Raw genomic sequence first — 16,850 nt, forward strand, 5'->3', positions numbered from 1 at the left:
TTGTAGTGGCGTGTAGTGGAGGGGGGAAGTTTGTGGTTCTTAGAGTCCTTCTGCCGCAGTCTCAGCATCCACGCCGAACGTGAAGGCTTGTCTCAGCGCTTCCACTTCGTAGAGGTCGGCACCGCGCTTGGCGAACAGCGACTGCGCGACGGCGAGTTTGTTGGAAAGTTTCGCGTAGTCGGAGCCTTCTTCGGTGTGGAGACCGAGGAGGGTGGCGTTTTGCTCAAGAAGTGCTTGCAGGTCTGCGGGCGTCACGGTGTTCATGATCGCAGTGATGGCGTTTCGGACGGCTTCTTGCTGTGCGTGGATGGCTTCGATGTTTTTCTCTGCTTGGACGGCGGTGTCGAATGATTTTTTGATTTCTGCAGCGTCTCCGAACCCGGTTGCACGAGCGTTAAGCATCGTGTTGGCGACCGCCGCTTTGTCGGTGAGCGCCATGTAGTCGGAGCTTTGCGACATGTCCAAGTTGAGCACGGCTGCATTGCCTTCCAGTGCAGTTTGCAATTGATCGGCGTTGAACGCATTGTTGATCTCGTTGACGGAGGACTGAATGCTGGCTTGCGAAACCGGGTCTGGAGTCGGGGCAGGCGTCGGTTCCGGGGTAGAACCGCCGCCTTGCTGCTGCAAGCCCATCACAGCGACTGCGGTCACCGCGACTTCTTCGCGAGTGGCCGGTTTTTGCGGATCGAAGTTGGTGCCGTCCGCTTTCACCAGCCCGAGGTCGAGTGCGACTTGCACGTAGTCTTTCGCCCAGTCGCTGATGAAATCTTTGTCACCGACCGTCAGATTGGCACCCTTGCCGGAGATGTCGGTTTGCGTTTTGCCTGCCGCACGAACGGCGAGAGAGGCCAGTTCTTCGCGGGTGATGTTGTCGCCCGGACGGAACGACCCGTTGGCGTCTCCCACCAGCAGTCCGCGCGTTTTCATCGTTTCAATATAGCCATGCGCCCACTCCGCACTGGTCACATCTGTATAGGAACTCGGTGCATCGCTCATCGGAGCCGCCCCCAACACGCGCGTGAACACCGCCGCCATCTCTTCACGAGAAATGAAATCCAACGGGCGGAAAGCTCCATCAGGATCTCCGGCGAACAACCCGGCCGTCTGCGCTTGCGCAATGGCGTTTTGCGCCCACGAATCGGCCGTCCCAAGGTCGGTAAACGGCGTCGCCGCCGAAGCGAGACTCGGCACCGCCATCGTGGACAACATCATCGTGGCGATCCACATCGTACCCATGCGTTTTTTCATCTGCAATCTCTCCCGGTCTATGTAGTGGTTACAAGATTCATTCTAGCGGGAAGATATGGAAATCAGGAGAAAAAATCATGGAAATTCTATGTAAAAAAGAACTAGACCTCGCTGCGGGTCTAGTTCTTTTTTCTTACATCGTTTTATAGATCGGTGTCCGTTGAAGTGAACGTGTAGTCGGTAAAGTCCGGCTTGAACCACTTGATTCCGATGCTTTCCTTGCCGGTCGCATCGGCCGCATTGAACTGATAGTCCTCCGGGCGAATCGGTTTCATGTTGACCAAGAGGTGGGTTTTCTGCGGGGTCTTCACGTAGAACGTCAAGCCGCGCACCGCATCGACGGAGAGCGGTTGCGCCCCGAAGATCGGATCGGCAACCCCTGTGACATTCAGCCACGTCTCGCCGTCCGCGTCCGCCTGTGCGACCTGCACGTACTTGCGGGCGAGTTCGTATTTCAACAGGCGCGACGTGCGGGCGACCAGCGTTTTGCCGTCGTCTTGGTATTTGGCGAGCAAGCGCAGGGAATTCACCCCTTTTTCATCAAACGGGAATCCGATGTCGTACCCGCCGAGATGTTGGGCGAACACCGCATATTGCTGGTGCTCGACGAGCGAGTCCAAATTGCCCTGGTTGATCTGGCGGTGAATCTCGCGCGGCACCCAGTTCCAATCGATGCCGTTCGCTCCCTTGTCCTGCGTGTAGCGGTGGAAGCCCCAGACTTTCTGCCCGTCGCGCAATTTGATCTCAAACAGCGGCGAGTCCCAGCCGACTTGCGTTTCGCCGACGGAGTTCCAGACGAAGTGGACGCCGTTTTTGATCGTCAAATCGGTGTGGTAATTCGGAGACTTCGGATCGTCCCCGGACTGATACACGGAAAAACGATGCGGATCGTACGCGCCGAACGCATCGACGTTCGCTTCATTGCCGTGGTTGATCCAAACTTCGAGGTTGATGCCGTCCTTTCGGAGCGCATCCCACGCCGCCACCGCATAGTCGCGCTTGAACACGGCGTCGCTGTGGTTTTTGCGGGAGAAGTCGCCGAACGTATGCATCGAATCCAGCCACCCGGCCTTCCAATAATGCTTGATCTCGTGGTCGAAGTGTTTCTTCGTCGGATCGGTGCCTTGGAAGTAGGTCAAGACTCCGTCCAACCCGTGATTGAGGTTGTCGGTGCGGTTGGGTTGGTTGTTCGCCATGTACATCCAGAACGAATCCCCGACATCCAAGCCCAAGCCTTGCCCGTGCGGTGTCTCTTCTTTGGTATTCAAAAAGCGGTGGTACTCGGCAAACTCATCCGGCGTCGTGTCGTCGATATCGGACGAGATCGCCACCATCGAGCGGTACGGGTACGGAAACTTGCGGAGAAACTTCGCATCGGCGGGTTGCCCCTTTTGCAACGCCGCTTTGATTCCCTCGGGAACGTCTGCCTTGGCGAGACGCTTGCGAAACAACCACGCGTCTTCGTCTTGCGGGGCGACGGCCGTCACGCTTACTTCCGCGGTCGACTTTTCTGACTGCGGGTTGTTTGACGCGGAGGTTTCGGTCACCGTCCGCCCCTCCTTGCAGCCCGAAATGGTCATCCCCAATGCCATTACGACCATCAAAAGTACCGACCCGGCTTTTTTCATCTCACTTGGTTCCCCCAGTAATGGATTTTCTTTTTTCTCTCTTTTCCTATTATAAATGCAGGACGCTTGGATGATCTAGAGTGAAAAATTTAGTGCTGACCAGTCAGACAAATAAAATTTTACATGCTATTATTAAAATATAGACTTACCATTCAGGTTTTTCTGGTAAAATAGATACATGATAGCCAAACTTCAACAAATAAATATGATGGAGGCGTTCAACATGGCGAAAAAATTCGTAAAATTGGCAACAGCGGCACTTCTCCTCGGTGCAGCCCTCAACCTCCCGCAAGCAGCACAAGCAGCAGCACCGGCACCGGCGCTGCACAACGACAACGCGACGGCAAACTTCGGCGACTGGTACACGGGTGCAATTCCGTCGAACGTGGATTACAGCAAGCCGGTTATTCTCTTCGTACAAGGTCTGCACTCCGACTACACCACCTGGACGGCAACCGATCCGTACTACGATGCAGCTTACAACGCGGGCTATCGCACCGCTTTCGTTCAACTTCGTGACGCAGACGGCAACGGCGGCAACCCGTGGACCAACGGTCCGGTACTCGCAGACCTGATCAAAAAAGTATCCGCCTACTACGGCGGTTCGAAAATCAACATCATCGCGCACTCCAAGGGCGGCATCGACACCCAAACCGCACTCGTTTACTACGGCGCGTATCCGTACGTAAACCTCGTTCACCAACTCTCCACCCCGAACAAAGGCTCGGAGATCGCAGACATGGCGTACTCGACCTGGACCTCTTGGATCGCTGCGATCATGGGTCAAAAGGACGATGCCGTCTACTCGCTGCAAACCGCTTGGATGGCGAACTTCCGCGCTCAAACGGACGGTCGTTCGGAAAACAACTACACCCGTACCTACATGTCGGGCGGTACCGGCGATGACGGCTTCTTCTCTTCCACCTACTACTCCCGCGCGTTCCTGCCGGGCGAAGACGACGGCGCTGTAGCGATCTACTCCGCATTCGGTCTGCCGAACGGCTACTCCGGCTTCACCGACAACGGTTCGGAACGCCTCTCGCACACCAAGATGCACTACGCTTCCAAAACCTGGTGGCAAGTAAAGCCGCGCCTGACGACTGCATCCTTCGCAGCGATCCCGGCAGCAGGCTTGACCGCTTCGGCGAACAAAACCGGCCTGGAAGGCGCACTCTCTCCGGTGGACGAGTTCTCCAACAACATCATGCGCGGCGGCGCAATCAACGGTTCTGCGACCGACTCCTTCCAATTAGAGAGCGGCATCAAGAGCGCGAACGTGGACATCATGACCTCGTCTGACGCAACCAACGTGAAATTGGTTTCCCCGTCCGGCAAAGTCTACACCGCAGACTCCAAAACCCAAGGCACCGATGAGACGATCATCTTCAACACCGCAGTTCACAACATCTTCTCCATCGACAAGCCGGAGAAGGGCACCTGGACCCTGCAAGCAGAAGGCGATCTCGACGCGTACTTCATGATGGCGACGCTTGACGGCGGCTCCAAAGCGAAAGTCAACGCGAACAAAAAAGTCCTCGCCAAATCCGAGAAAAACGTTTCCTTCAACGTAACCCTCGACGGCGCGAAAGCAATCGGCAAAGTGAAAAACGCGAAAATGGTCAAAGCGAACAAGCAAGGCAAGTCCAACGTCGTTCAAGACGTAGCGCTGAACACCGACGCAGCGGGCAACGTCACCGCATCTATCGCAACCCCGACCGAAGCGGGCGTGTACAACGTCTCCATGGACGTCACCGCGGTCAACGCGAAGGGCGAAGAGTTCACCCGTTCCGTCAACTACAACTTCGCAGTGCTCGACGACAAAAACCAACTCAACTAATCTGCGAGAACTGCTCACGAAAAAACACCCTCGGCCTTCCGGTCAGGGTGTTTTTTTTCGTTCCGTGTACAGGGATTTACTCATAAAAATATTTGTAAAGATTTCATTTACATACGAGAAAAAGGTGGTACATTGTAAGTGTAACGAAAAATGCATGAGTAATTTTAAAAGGGAGGTAACATCTGTGAAACGGTATTTCTTGAAACTGGCGGCCTCGGCTGCACTTCTCGGAGCTTTGGTCATCCCGCAAGCTGCGTTTGCAGCGGCTCCGGCTCCCTCACTTCATGATGACAATCCCTCGGGCAAGTTTGGAGATTGGTACACGGGGGCAGTGCCTGCGAATGCGGACACCTCCAAGCCTGTCATTTTGTTTGTACAAGGGTTGCACTCCGATTATACGACTTGGTACAACTCCGGAGACGATTATTATGACGCAGCGTTTAACGCGGGCTATCGCACCGCTTTTGTACAATTAAAAGACGCAGACGGCGGCGGCGGCGACATGTGGACGAACGGCTCCGCGCTCGCCGATGTCATTCGCAAAGTCTCCGCGTATTACGGCGGAGCGAAAATCAACATCATCGCCCACTCCAAGGGCGGGATCGACACGCAGACCGCGTTGGATTATTACGGTGCCTATCCGTACGTCAACGTGGTTCACCAGCTCTCGACCCCGAACCGAGGCTCTGAACTCGCCGACCTCTCCTACGGCTCGTGGACGTGGTGGCTCGGTTGGATCATGGGCCAACAGGACGATGCGGTCTATTCCTTGCAGACTTCCTATATGAGCAACTTCCGCTCGTGGACGGACGGTTTGACGGAAAACAACTACACGCGGACCTACATGTCCAACGGAACGGGCGATGACGGCTGGTTCTCGGCGTACTGGTACGCACATGCCGTACTGCCGGGCAGCGACGACGGGGCGGTGGCGCAATACTCCGCACTGGGGCTCCCGAACGGCATCTACAGCTTCACCGACAACGGCTCGGAAAAATTGTCGCACACCGCCATGCGCTATGCGTCCAAAACGTGGTGGCAAGTGCGTCCGAAGTTGACCTCGACGACCTTCGCAGCGCTGCCGACCCCGTCGTTGTCCGCTTCGGCGAACAAAACCCAATTGGAGGGCGGCTCCATCGTCATCCCGCCGGAATATTCGTCGAATCTCATGCTCGGAGGCACGATCAACGGTCTCACGTCGAATACGTTCTCGCTTGAATCCGGCTTGAACTCGACGACGGTTGACGTCATGACGGCGTCCTCCGCCACCGATGTGGAACTGGTCGCACCGTCGGGCAACGTGTACAAGCCGTCCAAAGCCCAGTCTGTGGGCGAAACGGCAATGATGTTCGACAAAGCTTCTCACAACGTCTTCAACATCTCCAAACCGGAGAAAGGCACGTGGACGATGCGCGCTGCGGGCACCGACGACGCCTACTTCCTGCTCGCCCAACTGGACGGAGGGCCGCAAGCGAAAGTCACGACCAAGAAAAAACAACTCAACGCGAAAAAAGACCTCACCACCTCGTTCACCCTGAACCTTGAGGGAGGCAAAGGCAAGACCCTGGTCACCAACGGAAAACTCGTCGCCGCGAAAAAACAGGGCGGGCACAACTCCATCCTCAGCAACGTCGAAATCAAGCAAGACGCGTCGGGCGCGTACAACGCGGTCTTTGCCACACCGACAACGCCCGGCGTGTACAACGTCTCCTTCGATGTCACCGGAGTCAAGGACAACGGCGAAGAGTTCACACGTTCCGTGAACTACAACTTCGCCGTGACGGACGAAAGCGGCTCTGTGAAATAAGCTTGGAAGGCAGACGAAAGAGCCCGGTCTCGGAGGAGAACGGGCTCTTTTTTTGAATCCCAAGCGGGGTTTTCGGCAAGGCTAGGAGGTAAGACAAGAAAGAACGCATTTGCTAGTGGACTCATATCCTATATAATAAGACATTATAAACTACCGGATTCGGCATTTGAACGTATAGGATGGTGCAACGGTTTCATGAAGTTTTCTGAGACGATCGCGAAAATAAAGGGTGAGCACACGCTGGTGCTCTGTCATGATCAAGCGGATAGCGATGCGATCGGAGCGGCGTATGCGCTCGCCCAGTACATCGGGGGAGACGTCGGCGTTCCGAAGGCGGTGGCCACCCATACCCATCGGTTGATCGAAGAGTTGGAAGTTCGCGTGATCATCGCGCCGGACACCGCTTCGTATCAGCATGTCGTGGTCGTGGATGCGGCTTCACCGATTCAGTTGCGAGAATCGCTTCCGACGAAGTTTTGGTTTGTCGACCATCACCCGGAGAACGACTTGCAGCACTTGGCACTCGGCGGGCTCTACGACCCCGTTTCTTCGACCTGCCAGTTGGTCTACCGGTTGTTGAAAGAATTGAATGTGGAGATCGACCGCAAGACCGGGATTGCGCTGGCGGCGGGGATCATGACCGATACGATCAACTTCCACAAGGGAGATGCAGAAGCGTTCCGCTCCTTTGGGGAAATTCTCGAACGCACGGGGCTTACGTACGAAGCGATTCAGCGGCTCTACATGTCGGATGAGCGCAAAGACCGCGGAGCGATCTGCCAAGCGGCGATCGGGGCGGAGCAGTACGAGTTCGGCGGCTACCATGTGTTGGTGGCGACGATCTGCGAGAACATCCCGACGTTTGCGGCCCGGGCGCTGTTTGACTTGGGGGCGGACGTTTCGGTGGTCGGCTACACGCGCGGGGAGGAAGTCGAGATCCGCATGTACATCCGCCAAGAGCTCTCTGCCAACCACAAACTCGACGCGGCAGAAGTATTCCGCAACGTGCCGGGGATGGAGAAGGGCAGTGCTTGGGGCTATTCGCTGTTCGCCGGCTACCGGGCCAAGGGCGATCTCAAGACCCTGCTGGGCAACATCGTCAAGGCATTTGAAGCAAGACTGCGCGCCTAACGAAAAAGAAAACCGACCGAGCCCCGGCTCAGTCGGTTTTTTTTTGCAACGACTCGGCGAATTTGGCGAGCAGGTCGAATCTTCGCTCCGAATCGTAGCCGTCGAACACGAGCCCGCGGAACTCGCGGGACAGCGGTTTGCCCTCCACCAAACAGAGCGCTTCCAACAAATCTCCGATGATCGTCTCGCGGATGCGTTCCGAATGCGTCGGGCCTTTGTGGGCGGAACCGAGCCTTGCGTTCGGGATGTGGGCGAGCGTATCGACGTGAAATCCCCGCTTGGCCGCATACGCGAGCAGGAGCGGGGGTTTGCCCAGATAGGCCAGCGGAATTTCACGAAGCAGTCGGCGGGAAACCAGATGCGGGCCGTGAGCGGGGTTGGAGAGACCGAGGCGGGCTGCGAGGCCCAGCTTATGGTTTACGTCGTAGCGCAACCGAATCAGCGTATCACGGGCGCTCACGGCGTCGTGTGCGGTTCCATACGTGTCGGTCAGCGCGAGGTCGACTGCAAATCGCGAGGCGGACTTCACCAAGTTGCCCAGCTCATCGCGATGATGTCCAATCAAATCGCCGTCGTAAAACAACACAGACTCGGCACCGCGGCTGTACGCATAGGCGGCTCCAATCGCGCGGGGGATGTCGACGCCAAGTGCGTCGCGAAAGGTGAGCAGAGTCAGATCGCCCTCTTGCATTTGCGAAACGACCTCTCTCGTGCCGTCGTGACATCCGTTGACCACCACGACGATTTTGGGTACCCCGGCGAGGCGCACGTTGCGGATGGCAGACGCGATGCGGGACGCTTCATTGCGGGCCGGGATCACGGCAAACACGAGACATCACCTCCTCTTTCCTCCAAGATATGCGGCATGTGACCATCTCGCGCGAGGTGTCATACAATATCACGCACAAAAGAGGAGGGAGTCGGATGTGGAAGGTCGGGGAGCTGGTCTCCCGCAAGTCGTACGGAAAAGACATCTGTTTTCACATCGTAGAAATCGACCGCAGCCAAAATCTCGCGGTCCTAAAAGGCATGGAGGTCCGCCTGCTCGCCGATGCACCGCTGACAGACCTCGAGCGCGTGACCGACAACGAGCTGCGCGACTATACCGCTGGCTACCGTCGCGAAGAAGACGACGCCCTGCGCCTCATTCGCATGCGTCGACTGATCGAGGAAGAAAAACGCTCGCTGCGCTCCGACGCGAAATTTCGAGCGAGTCATGATTTTTTTGAAAAACCGGGGCGGGTTCTGCACTTGGACGGGGACGGGTCGTACCTGGAAAAGTGCTTGCTCTTCTACGAAGAACTGCGCATCCCGGCCATCGGCCACCACGTCGCGGAAGCCCGCATGGCAGAAGTGTTGCCGCACTTCCTGCACCAATACCACCCGGACATCTTGGTCCTGACCGGCCATGACGGCCTCTTGCGCAAAGGTCAAGACCTCTCCAACGTCTACAACTACCGAAACTCGGAAAACTTTATAAAAGCGGTCAAAGCCGCCCGCAAGTACGAGCGCAGTTTCGACGACCTGATCATCTTCGCCGGCGCCTGCCAATCGCACTATGAAGCGCTGCTCGATTCCGGTGCCAATTTCGCTTCGTCGCCGCACCGCATCTTGATCCACGCGCTCGACCCCGTGTTCATCGCCGAAAAAATCGCCTACACGCCGATTAACCAAACGGTGAACATCTTCGACGTCGTCAAAGCGACCATCACCGGCACAGACGGCCTCGGAGGGCTTGAAACAAGGGGAAAATACCGCATCGGACTGCCCCGATCGCCTTATTAATCCATAAGGTAAAATGAAGCGTATTATGGAGCTTGAGCGAAGATTCTGACTTCGTAATCCATATTAATGGCCAAAAGAGGCAAATAAAGCCCATTGACAGTATTTTCGGGACACTGATATAATAATTAACCTCATTTGACAAAGTTCGTCATTCGTGCTACACTCAGTGTTGGAAAGAGGTGGTGTCGATGACAGCGAAAAACGCACTGAACGAAATCAAACGCAACCTGGATCGCCACGTTGGTGAGAAAATTTTGTTGAGAGCAAACGGTGGACGCCGAAAGACCATCGAGCGCACTGGCGTTCTCGAAGAGACATACCCTTCTGTATTTGTGATCAAGCTGGACCAGGAGAACTCCTTCAAGCGCGTCTCCTACAGCTACGCAGACATCCTCACCGAGACGGTCGAACTGATGGTCTGCAAGGACGAGGGTCAAGTACGTGTAACCCTCTCGCAAGGGCACGATGCATAAATGAACCACGAAAAACTTCTCCGTGCGCCGAGCGTGTGGTAGAAGTTTTTTTCGTGAGTCGATACAAACCAAACCACCTAGGCTACGGCGCTAGGTGGTTTTCTTTTTGTCGATGAATCCATTGCGCGTACCACGTGACGAGGGGGGCGGGCAATTCGAGGCCGAGCTCTTGCGTATACGCATTGGTGATTCTGTGGTAGCAATCCTTCACTTTGTGCGTGCGTCCATTCTCGTCGTACAGTTTCAGCAACGTCAGGCCTTCCTCCGCGTCATACGGATCGACCGCTTGAATTCGTTCGTACAGTTCGGCGGCCTCTGCCTGCCTGCCGTCCGCTTCGATATAGTGCCGGGCAAGCATTCGGGCATGCTGGACCCACAGTTTGCGCAGGCGCTCCCGTTCGTTCTCCGCCCATACATACATATGGTCGTGCAAGTAATCTCCTTCATAGAACGCGAGCAATTGACCCAATTTCTCCGACATGTCGAACCGGCTGCCGCTGAGCTGCTTGAGCGAGCGCTCCCATTCCTCCGTATCGATCGACACGCGGCTTGCGTCTAGGACATACCCTTCCTGGATGCTTGAATTCTTGATTTGGATGTCGATCTCCATTTTGCCAAGACCCTTACGAATTTGATAGACGGTCGAATACAGTTGCGTCATGGCTCTCTTCTCGTCCAGTTCCGGCCAAAGCACCTCCATCAGCGTTCCTTTGCGCACGAGCTCACCGCGACGGTGAAGCAAGTAGGCGAACAGCTCCTGTGCCTTCGAGGTGCGCCATTTCGGCACTTGCGGCGGCATTCCGACAGGCTGGAACCGCAGGGAGTGGAAGCAGAGGACGCGGGTCGTCCCTTCGGACGAATGCGTGTGCTGAACTTGCTTCCCACGCAAGCTGAGCAACCGTCGCACCGTCTTCTCCAGACGCGGTTGCAAGACGGGCTTGAGCAAATAATCTACGGCGTTCCATTCAAAAGCTTGCAGGGCATGTCTGTCATCCGTGGTTACAAATACGATCTCCGTGTCGGGGCATAAGCTCCTCATCCGTTCCACCGCTTCAAACCCGGAGACCTCCGGCAAATGAATCTCCAGAAACACCACGTCCGGTTGCAAGTCGGCAAATTGCTTCAACGCCTGCACCGGATTCTGAAAGGCTCCCACCACCCGAATCCCCTCATACTCCTCCAACGCCTGCTGCATGTGCAGGAGCGCCAACAGTTCATTTTCCACAATCATCACTCGCATTTAATCACCTGCACTTATATGAAGATAAAATGTCGTAAAAGTAAAAAGAGCTGTTCAATTTTTGTACAGATTCATTATATACAATTCTATCGGTAGGATAAAAGTCCTAGAGTCACAAAGAGGGAGGAAGATTTGTGCCGAGGGCTGTCTGGCAACGTAGCCGCACCGTTCACATCATCCTTTGGTTTCTGATCGCGTCCGGTGCCTTGATGATCGCTTGGCCTCGCATCGACGACTTCATACAGGAGAAAAAGCAAGATGCGCTCTTGACCGATTGGTCGACGCAGAGCCGTTTTGCTTCCACCGATCCGCCGTCTCACCCAACCACGCCGCAGCAAACGGACACGGTGTGGCAGGAGATCGACGGAATTCCCGTTCTGGGAACGATCACCGTGGACAAATTGGGCTTGCACGAACCTTTGATAAAAGGGGCCGATGCACGTCCTTTGCAGTACGGCATCGGCGTCGTGGAGGAGGACAGGCTTCCGGGTGAACCCGTTAATTTTGTGTTGGCGGGACATCGAAGCTTGAAGTACGGCAAACATTTCAACCGTCTGGATGAATTGGAACCGGGGGACCTCATCAAGATCGAATCTGCAAACGGAGTGTTTACCTATTCCGTTCAAACGTCCTATCTGGTGGACCCGGATGATCTCCGCGTTCTGGATTCTCATCCCGGTGAAGCGGAATTGACATTGATCACCTGTCATCCGATGCGCAATCCAACCCATCGACTCATCGTCAAAGCAACGCTCAACCAAGAGAGGGGAAATCAAGTTGCAGTGGAAGTCAAAAAGTAAACCCGCAGTATGGTTCTTCATCATCATGCTCGTGGTGCAACTGCTCGCACCGTTTCGTGCCAATGCCGCCGACAGCGGAGCAGACGGGCTGATCTTGACATTTGAAGCAAGCAAAAGCGTGGTGGCAGCCGGGGAAGAATTCAGCTACATCATCAATTACAGCGCCTCGAGTACGGTCAGTAATTTTACAGACCCGAAAATCAAGTTTACGTTGCCGGAAGGGGTCACCTACACCGGCAAAACGGACAATGGCAATACGACGAGCAGCGTGGAGGACAGCGTTGCTTTTCCAGATCGAAAGGAAGTAACGTTCGCCTTCAAGGACGGCGTTTTGCCGGCAGGTTCCGCTGGCAAACTCGTGGTGCGAGGCAAATTCGAAAACTACGTGACGCCCGATGGAACCACTGCGACGGCGAACAGCAGCTATGAAGCGTTCGTGGACGGCTCTCCCGTCGTCGTGGAATCCAACGACGTGACGGTGACGGCGACCGCAGACGCAAAGTGGACGCTTGCCAAGAAAAAAATTCGCCCGGTTCCCGAGCCCTTCAAAGGCGCCGACGTCCAGTACGAGATCATGTTCCGCGACACTGCGGCCGGTTCGTATGGCAATCTGAACCTCAAGAACATCGTGATCACCGACAAATTGCCGGAGGGGGCTGTTTTCGTCTCCGCCGACAATGGCGGAACGCTTGGCCCGGACAACACCGTATTCTGGAATCTGGAAGACGACCTGCGGGACAGCAAACGCTTGACGTTGATCGTGAATTATCCGGACTCCATGACCGCCACGGAGGTGACCAACCAAGCGGAAGCGCACTTCACGCCGATTGGGAAGCCTGAGAGCAGCGTGAGCGCTCAAGTGAGTCACGGATTTGAAACAACGCCGATGGACATGGGCTCTCCCATTTCCAAAGGGACGAATTCCGGCCAGAGAGAAATCTCCCCGGGGCAGACCGTCAAGTTTTACTTGAACGGCGTCGCGAACAACTCGAACATGTCGCTGACATCGGGCGTCATCGAAGACATGACGCCGACGCACACCATGGGCGGCACGCCGATCAATTTTGATTTGCAAACGGTTAAAACGGCTGTGTTTGCGGGGATCGACGCCTACGACGTGTACTACACCCTCGTGGAGAACCCGACCGATTCCGATTGGAACCTCTGGCAACAGGTGAGCGCCTCGACGCCCACCTCGTTGAATGCCACAGCGCTTGGCAGCGTCAAGGGTGTTCAATTCCGATTGGGAACGCTCCCGATCAATTTCGTCCAAAACGAACCGTTTGAACTGACGTACAAGGTACCTGTAGACTTTGTGCTTCCGCCCGACTCTGCGGAAACGGTGAAAAACAACGTCAAGTTGAACTATGTATTTAACGGCGTCGGCAAATCGGCCACGAGCTATTCGACGGTTGATATCGTCAGCGATCGTCCTCTGCTCAAACTTGAAAAAACCAGCTCGAAATCGTCCTTGATTCCTACGGAAGTCACCACGTACACGCTCAAAGTGACGAACGACACGTACTCCAGCAGTGCCCAATTGGAGAATCCGGTCATCGTCGACCAACTTCCCGCAGAACTTGAATACCTCCCTGACACGTGGAAGGTCACCAAGCCGGCGGGCATAGTCGACGACCCGACATTTACGGCGGTGCCCCAAGCGGACGGCACCACCAAATTAACCTGGTCTTGGGCAGACGCTGCTGCGGCGAATCTGCAAATCGGCAAGACCGTGACGATCACGTTCGATGCCAAAGTCAAAGCCGGAACGCAACAGCAATCGATCGCGAACCGGTTCCAAGTCCTCTCTTCGAAGTACTTGAACGATACCAAATTCAGCAACAAAAAATGCCCGGCCTGCATCCCGAGCGACGGCGTCTACTCCTTGCAACAAGTGGTGGACGTGCTGGTCAACGAAGATGTGGCCCTTCAATCGGAAATGTTCGTGAAGGGGGAACTCGACACCGAGTGGAGCAAATATCCGAACAGCGGGGTGACCGCGCCGGGAGGAAGCTCGCTCTACCAGTTGAAAATTCGCAATGTCGGCAATGTTGCCACCAACAAGTTGACCATCGTCAACACGTTTGCTCGAATTGGGGACCGCGCGGTCTTGAACGGTTCGGTCGGACGCGGCAGTCAGTGGGGACCGCTCTTGACGGGGCCGGTCGTCGTGCCGAGTTACGTGAAAGCGTACTACTCCACGACACCCGGAGTCACCATGAACGCCACGACGGGCACAGACAACGGTCTCTGGGCAGAGCATCCGCCGGAGGATCTGACGTCGGTCACCGCCGTCAAATTTGTCTTCGATGACGACTTTGTCATCAATCCGCTCGACAGCATGACGTTTGAATGGCCGATGGTGGCCCCTGTGGGTGCCCCGACCGGCGGTGAAATTGCGTGGAATTCCTACGGGTACAAAATGAACAAAGCGAACGGCGGCTCGGTTCTGCCGTCCGAACCGCTCAAAATCGGCATCAAAATACAAGCGAGTGCGAAGGCCGAAATCGGTGACTTTGTCTGGCTGGATCAAAATGAGAACGGCATCCAAGACGCTTCTGAATCCGGTGTAAACGGCGTCAAGGTGGAGTTGTACAACGAAGCGGGCACGAAGCTTGCCGAAACGCTCACCGGGAATGACTTTGGGGGGAATCCGGGGTACTTTTTGTTCCCGAACCTCGATCCCGGGAAGTATTCTCTCACCTTCCGTCCTTCGGCCACCTATGAAGGCGCGACGTTGGCCGGTCGTGGATCAGACAGGGGCCTTGATTCAGATGCCGACCCCGCAACCGGTTCAACCGCTTTGATCACACTTGGAGACGGGGAGAAAAACCACTCCGTCGACGCAGGTCTGGTTTTGAAAAAGGCGGTTCTGGGCGACTATGTATGGCTCGATGTCAATGACAACGGGCAACAGGACCCCGGTGAAGCCGGCAAAAACGGACTGAAAGTTGAATTGTACAACGGGGTGGGTCAGTTGCTGTCCAGCACCACGACCGCCGCGAACAACGGCAAGGACGGTTACTACGAGTTCCGAAAGCTCGAACCGGGTACGTACCAAGTCAAAGTGAGTCTCCCGTCCGGCGCGTACCGGTTTGCGAAAGAAAACCAAGGATCGGACACGAGCCTCGATTCGGACATCGACCTCAACACCGGGAAAAGCAATCTGATCAACTTGGCGCAGGGCGAAGAGAACATGACGGTCGATGCCGGGATCGTTCTCTTGCCGGTCGGGTCGGTTGGGGACTTTGTCTGGGTGGACGCGAACCGCAACGGAATCCAAGACCTGACCGAAACAGGCTTGAACCAAGTGAAGGTTCAACTCTATAACGATCAAAATGTACTTCTCGCGCAAACGGTCACCGCCGACCATGCCGGAAAGCCCGGCTATTACGCGTTCGACAATTTGACGACCGGCAACTACTATGTCAAATTCGTCGTGCCGTACGCGATCACGACCAAACACGCAGGGATTCTGACGGACAAAGACTCTGATGCAAATGCACAGGGACAAACAGACGTCTTCACCCTGCTGCCGGGTCAGAACCTCGATACGATCGATGCGGGGGTTGTCATCCCCGACGCAGGCAGCAATCCACCCGCGTCTCCCAAAGGAAGTATTGGGGATCGTGTTTGGATCGATGCCAACGCAAACGGTGTTCAGGACGCCGATGAGACAGGGCGAAATGGGATATCCGTGGAGCTGTACAACGCCAAAAACGAGCTCGTCTCCTCTGTCGTAACGGCAGATCGAGATGGAAAAGCGGGTTCGTATCTCTTCGACCAACTGGAACCGGGGAACTACCAAGTCCGATTCCGATTGCCTGCGGGCCTGTGGTTTACGGGTCTTCACCAAGGCAAGTCTTTGGCATTGGATTCAGATGCCGATCCGTTTACGGGTCGCACGAGTGTGATTGCACTGGGCATCGGAGAGAACAATGCCACCGTTGATGCCGGTTTGCTCCTGACCGAGCCTACTGCGGCACGCGGTCAGATCGGTGACTTCGTATGGCTTGACCTCCATGCAAACGGAATTCAAGATGCGGACGAGCCCGGCCTGAACGGGGTGAGCGTTCAGTTGTACGACAAGGCCGGACATCTGGTGAGCACGGCAAAGACAAGCGGGGATTCGGGCAAACCGGGATCGTACCTGTTCTCCGACTTGCCCGAGGGCGAGTACCGTTTGAAATTTACGGCTCCTGAAGGGTACAAGTTCACATCGGTTGCCGCGAGCGGTGATGGTCTCTTGGACTCCAACGCGGACGCTGAGGGCTGGACGAAGGTGATCCACTTGGGCGCTGGAGAATCCAATCTCACAGTGGACGCAGGGGTTGTCAAAACGGACGAAGCAACTCTTCCAATCCCGGTTCCTACTCCTGTTGACAATCCGAAAACACCCGACCCGGTCAACGAGCAGACTCCTGCCGTTCCCGCCAAGCAGACCGGACACCAACTGCTCCCGCAAACAGGGGAGCGGGAACCGATTCTGCCGTGGGTTGGATGGGCGGTCGTCCTCTTGGCCGGCAGCTTGCTTTTGCTACGTCGATACACCAAATCATCCTAAGAAAAAAGCGTCTTCGAGCAGGTTTCCCTGCTTGCGGACGCTTTTTGTTTTGTCTGGACATACTACCCATGTATCTTGAGAGACAAAAAGGAGGGAATTCATCATGGGACGCAAGCGTCGCGGCGTTATGTCGGAACACCTGAAGATCGAAGCCGCCAAGGAATTGGGCATCTACGACACGGTGCAACAGGAAGGCTGGGGCGGCATCACGGCGAAAGATGCGGGCAACATCGTCAAACGAGCCCTGCAAATCGCGGAACGGGCGATGGCGAACCAAGAGCGATGATCTCCCCGGGCCAGAGCTGTGGCTCTGGTCTTTCTCTACAACCTGATCGAC

12 protein-coding genes are annotated in these 16,850 nt (G+C 55.7%); 8 read left to right on the top strand and 4 right to left on the bottom strand.

Going from position 1 to position 16,850, the window contains the following annotated elements:
* Positions 1-39: 39 nt before the first annotated feature.
* Together JJB07_RS21000 and JJB07_RS21005 are read right to left on the bottom strand one after the other, a co-directional pair.
* Positions 40-1,248: an S-layer homology domain-containing protein gene (locus JJB07_RS21000; RefSeq protein WP_201638069.1), complete on the bottom strand. Its 1,209-nt coding sequence runs from the start codon at positions 1,246-1,248 to the stop codon at positions 40-42.
* A 143-nt stretch (positions 1,249-1,391) separates the two neighbouring features.
* Entirely contained in the window at positions 1,392-2,795 is a 1,404-nt protein-coding gene (locus tag JJB07_RS21005; protein WP_201638070.1) for a hypothetical protein, read from the bottom strand.
* A 304-nt stretch (positions 2,796-3,099) separates the two neighbouring features.
* On the opposite strand from JJB07_RS21005, the gene JJB07_RS21010 reads away from it, so the two are divergent.
* The 3 genes from JJB07_RS21010 to JJB07_RS21020 all read left to right on the top strand — a co-directional run bounded on the left by JJB07_RS21010 (position 3,100) and on the right by JJB07_RS21020 (position 7,651).
* On the top strand, positions 3,100-4,713 hold the full coding sequence (locus JJB07_RS21010) for an esterase/lipase family protein (RefSeq protein ID WP_201638071.1): 1,614 nt from the start codon (positions 3,100-3,102) through the stop codon (positions 4,711-4,713).
* 184 nt (positions 4,714-4,897) lie between these two features.
* Positions 4,898-6,520 (top strand): esterase/lipase family protein, encoded by a 1,623-nt coding sequence (locus tag JJB07_RS21015; RefSeq protein ID WP_347338383.1) that lies wholly within the window; start codon positions 4,898-4,900, stop codon positions 6,518-6,520.
* A gap of 195 nt (positions 6,521-6,715) precedes the next feature.
* Complete coding sequence (locus JJB07_RS21020; protein ID WP_201638073.1) at positions 6,716-7,651, top strand: DHH family phosphoesterase; 936 nt, start codon at positions 6,716-6,718, stop codon at positions 7,649-7,651.
* Positions 7,652-7,679: 28 nt separating this feature from the next.
* On the opposite strand, the gene JJB07_RS21025 is transcribed toward JJB07_RS21020, so the two are convergent.
* On the bottom strand, positions 7,680-8,480 hold the full coding sequence (locus tag JJB07_RS21025; RefSeq protein WP_201638074.1) for a glycosyltransferase: 801 nt from the start codon (positions 8,478-8,480) through the stop codon (positions 7,680-7,682).
* Between the two features lie 95 nt (positions 8,481-8,575).
* Between JJB07_RS21025 and yabG the strand changes: the two genes are divergently transcribed.
* Entirely contained in the window at positions 8,576-9,436 is an 861-nt protein-coding gene (gene yabG, locus JJB07_RS21030) for a sporulation peptidase YabG (protein WP_201638075.1), read from the top strand.
* Between the two features lie 188 nt (positions 9,437-9,624).
* Positions 9,625-9,909 (top strand): biofilm formation stimulator Veg, encoded by a 285-nt coding sequence (veg, locus tag JJB07_RS21035; protein WP_038088330.1) that lies wholly within the window; start codon positions 9,625-9,627, stop codon positions 9,907-9,909.
* Between the two features lie 82 nt (positions 9,910-9,991).
* On the opposite strand, the gene JJB07_RS21040 is transcribed toward veg, so the two are convergent.
* Positions 9,992-11,140: a response regulator gene (locus JJB07_RS21040; RefSeq protein ID WP_236588292.1), complete on the bottom strand. Its 1,149-nt coding sequence runs from the start codon at positions 11,138-11,140 to the stop codon at positions 9,992-9,994.
* A 143-nt stretch (positions 11,141-11,283) separates the two neighbouring features.
* Here JJB07_RS21040 and JJB07_RS21045 point away from each other — a divergent pair, with 143 nt between their 5' ends.
* The 3 genes from JJB07_RS21045 (at position 11,284) to JJB07_RS21055 (ending at position 16,799) form a co-directional block, all read left to right on the top strand.
* Entirely contained in the window at positions 11,284-11,949 is a 666-nt protein-coding gene (locus JJB07_RS21045) for a sortase (RefSeq protein ID WP_201638077.1), read from the top strand.
* Positions 11,927-16,513 (top strand): SdrD B-like domain-containing protein, encoded by a 4,587-nt coding sequence (locus tag JJB07_RS21050; RefSeq protein ID WP_201638078.1) that lies wholly within the window; start codon positions 11,927-11,929, stop codon positions 16,511-16,513. The genes JJB07_RS21045 and JJB07_RS21050 overlap by 23 nt, the downstream gene beginning before the upstream one ends.
* Positions 16,514-16,616: 103 nt before the next feature.
* On the top strand, positions 16,617-16,799 hold the full coding sequence (locus tag JJB07_RS21055; RefSeq protein WP_201638079.1) for a small, acid-soluble spore protein, alpha/beta type: 183 nt from the start codon (positions 16,617-16,619) through the stop codon (positions 16,797-16,799).
* Positions 16,800-16,850: the final 51 nt, after the last annotated feature.

The sequence above is a fragment of the Tumebacillus amylolyticus genome, assembly GCF_016722965.1.
In the GTDB taxonomy this organism is placed as follows: domain Bacteria; phylum Bacillota; class Bacilli; order Tumebacillales; family Tumebacillaceae; genus Tumebacillus; species Tumebacillus amylolyticus.

Coding starts and splice junctions, on each gene's coding strand:
- JJB07_RS21000 (WP_201638069.1), bottom strand. CDS start 1,248: ATGAAAAAACGCATGGGTACGATGTGGATCGCCACGATGATGTTGTCC.
- JJB07_RS21010 (WP_201638071.1), top strand. CDS start 3,100: ATGGCGAAAAAATTCGTAAAATTGGCAACAGCGGCACTTCTCCTCGGT.
- JJB07_RS21020 (WP_201638073.1), top strand. CDS start 6,716: ATGAAGTTTTCTGAGACGATCGCGAAAATAAAGGGTGAGCACACGCTG.
- yabG (WP_201638075.1), top strand. CDS start 8,576: ATGTGGAAGGTCGGGGAGCTGGTCTCCCGCAAGTCGTACGGAAAAGAC.
- veg (WP_038088330.1), top strand. CDS start 9,625: ATGACAGCGAAAAACGCACTGAACGAAATCAAACGCAACCTGGATCGC.
- JJB07_RS21040 (WP_236588292.1), bottom strand. CDS start 11,140: ATGATTGTGGAAAATGAACTGTTGGCGCTCCTGCACATGCAGCAGGCG.
- JJB07_RS21055 (WP_201638079.1), top strand. CDS start 16,617: ATGGGACGCAAGCGTCGCGGCGTTATGTCGGAACACCTGAAGATCGAA.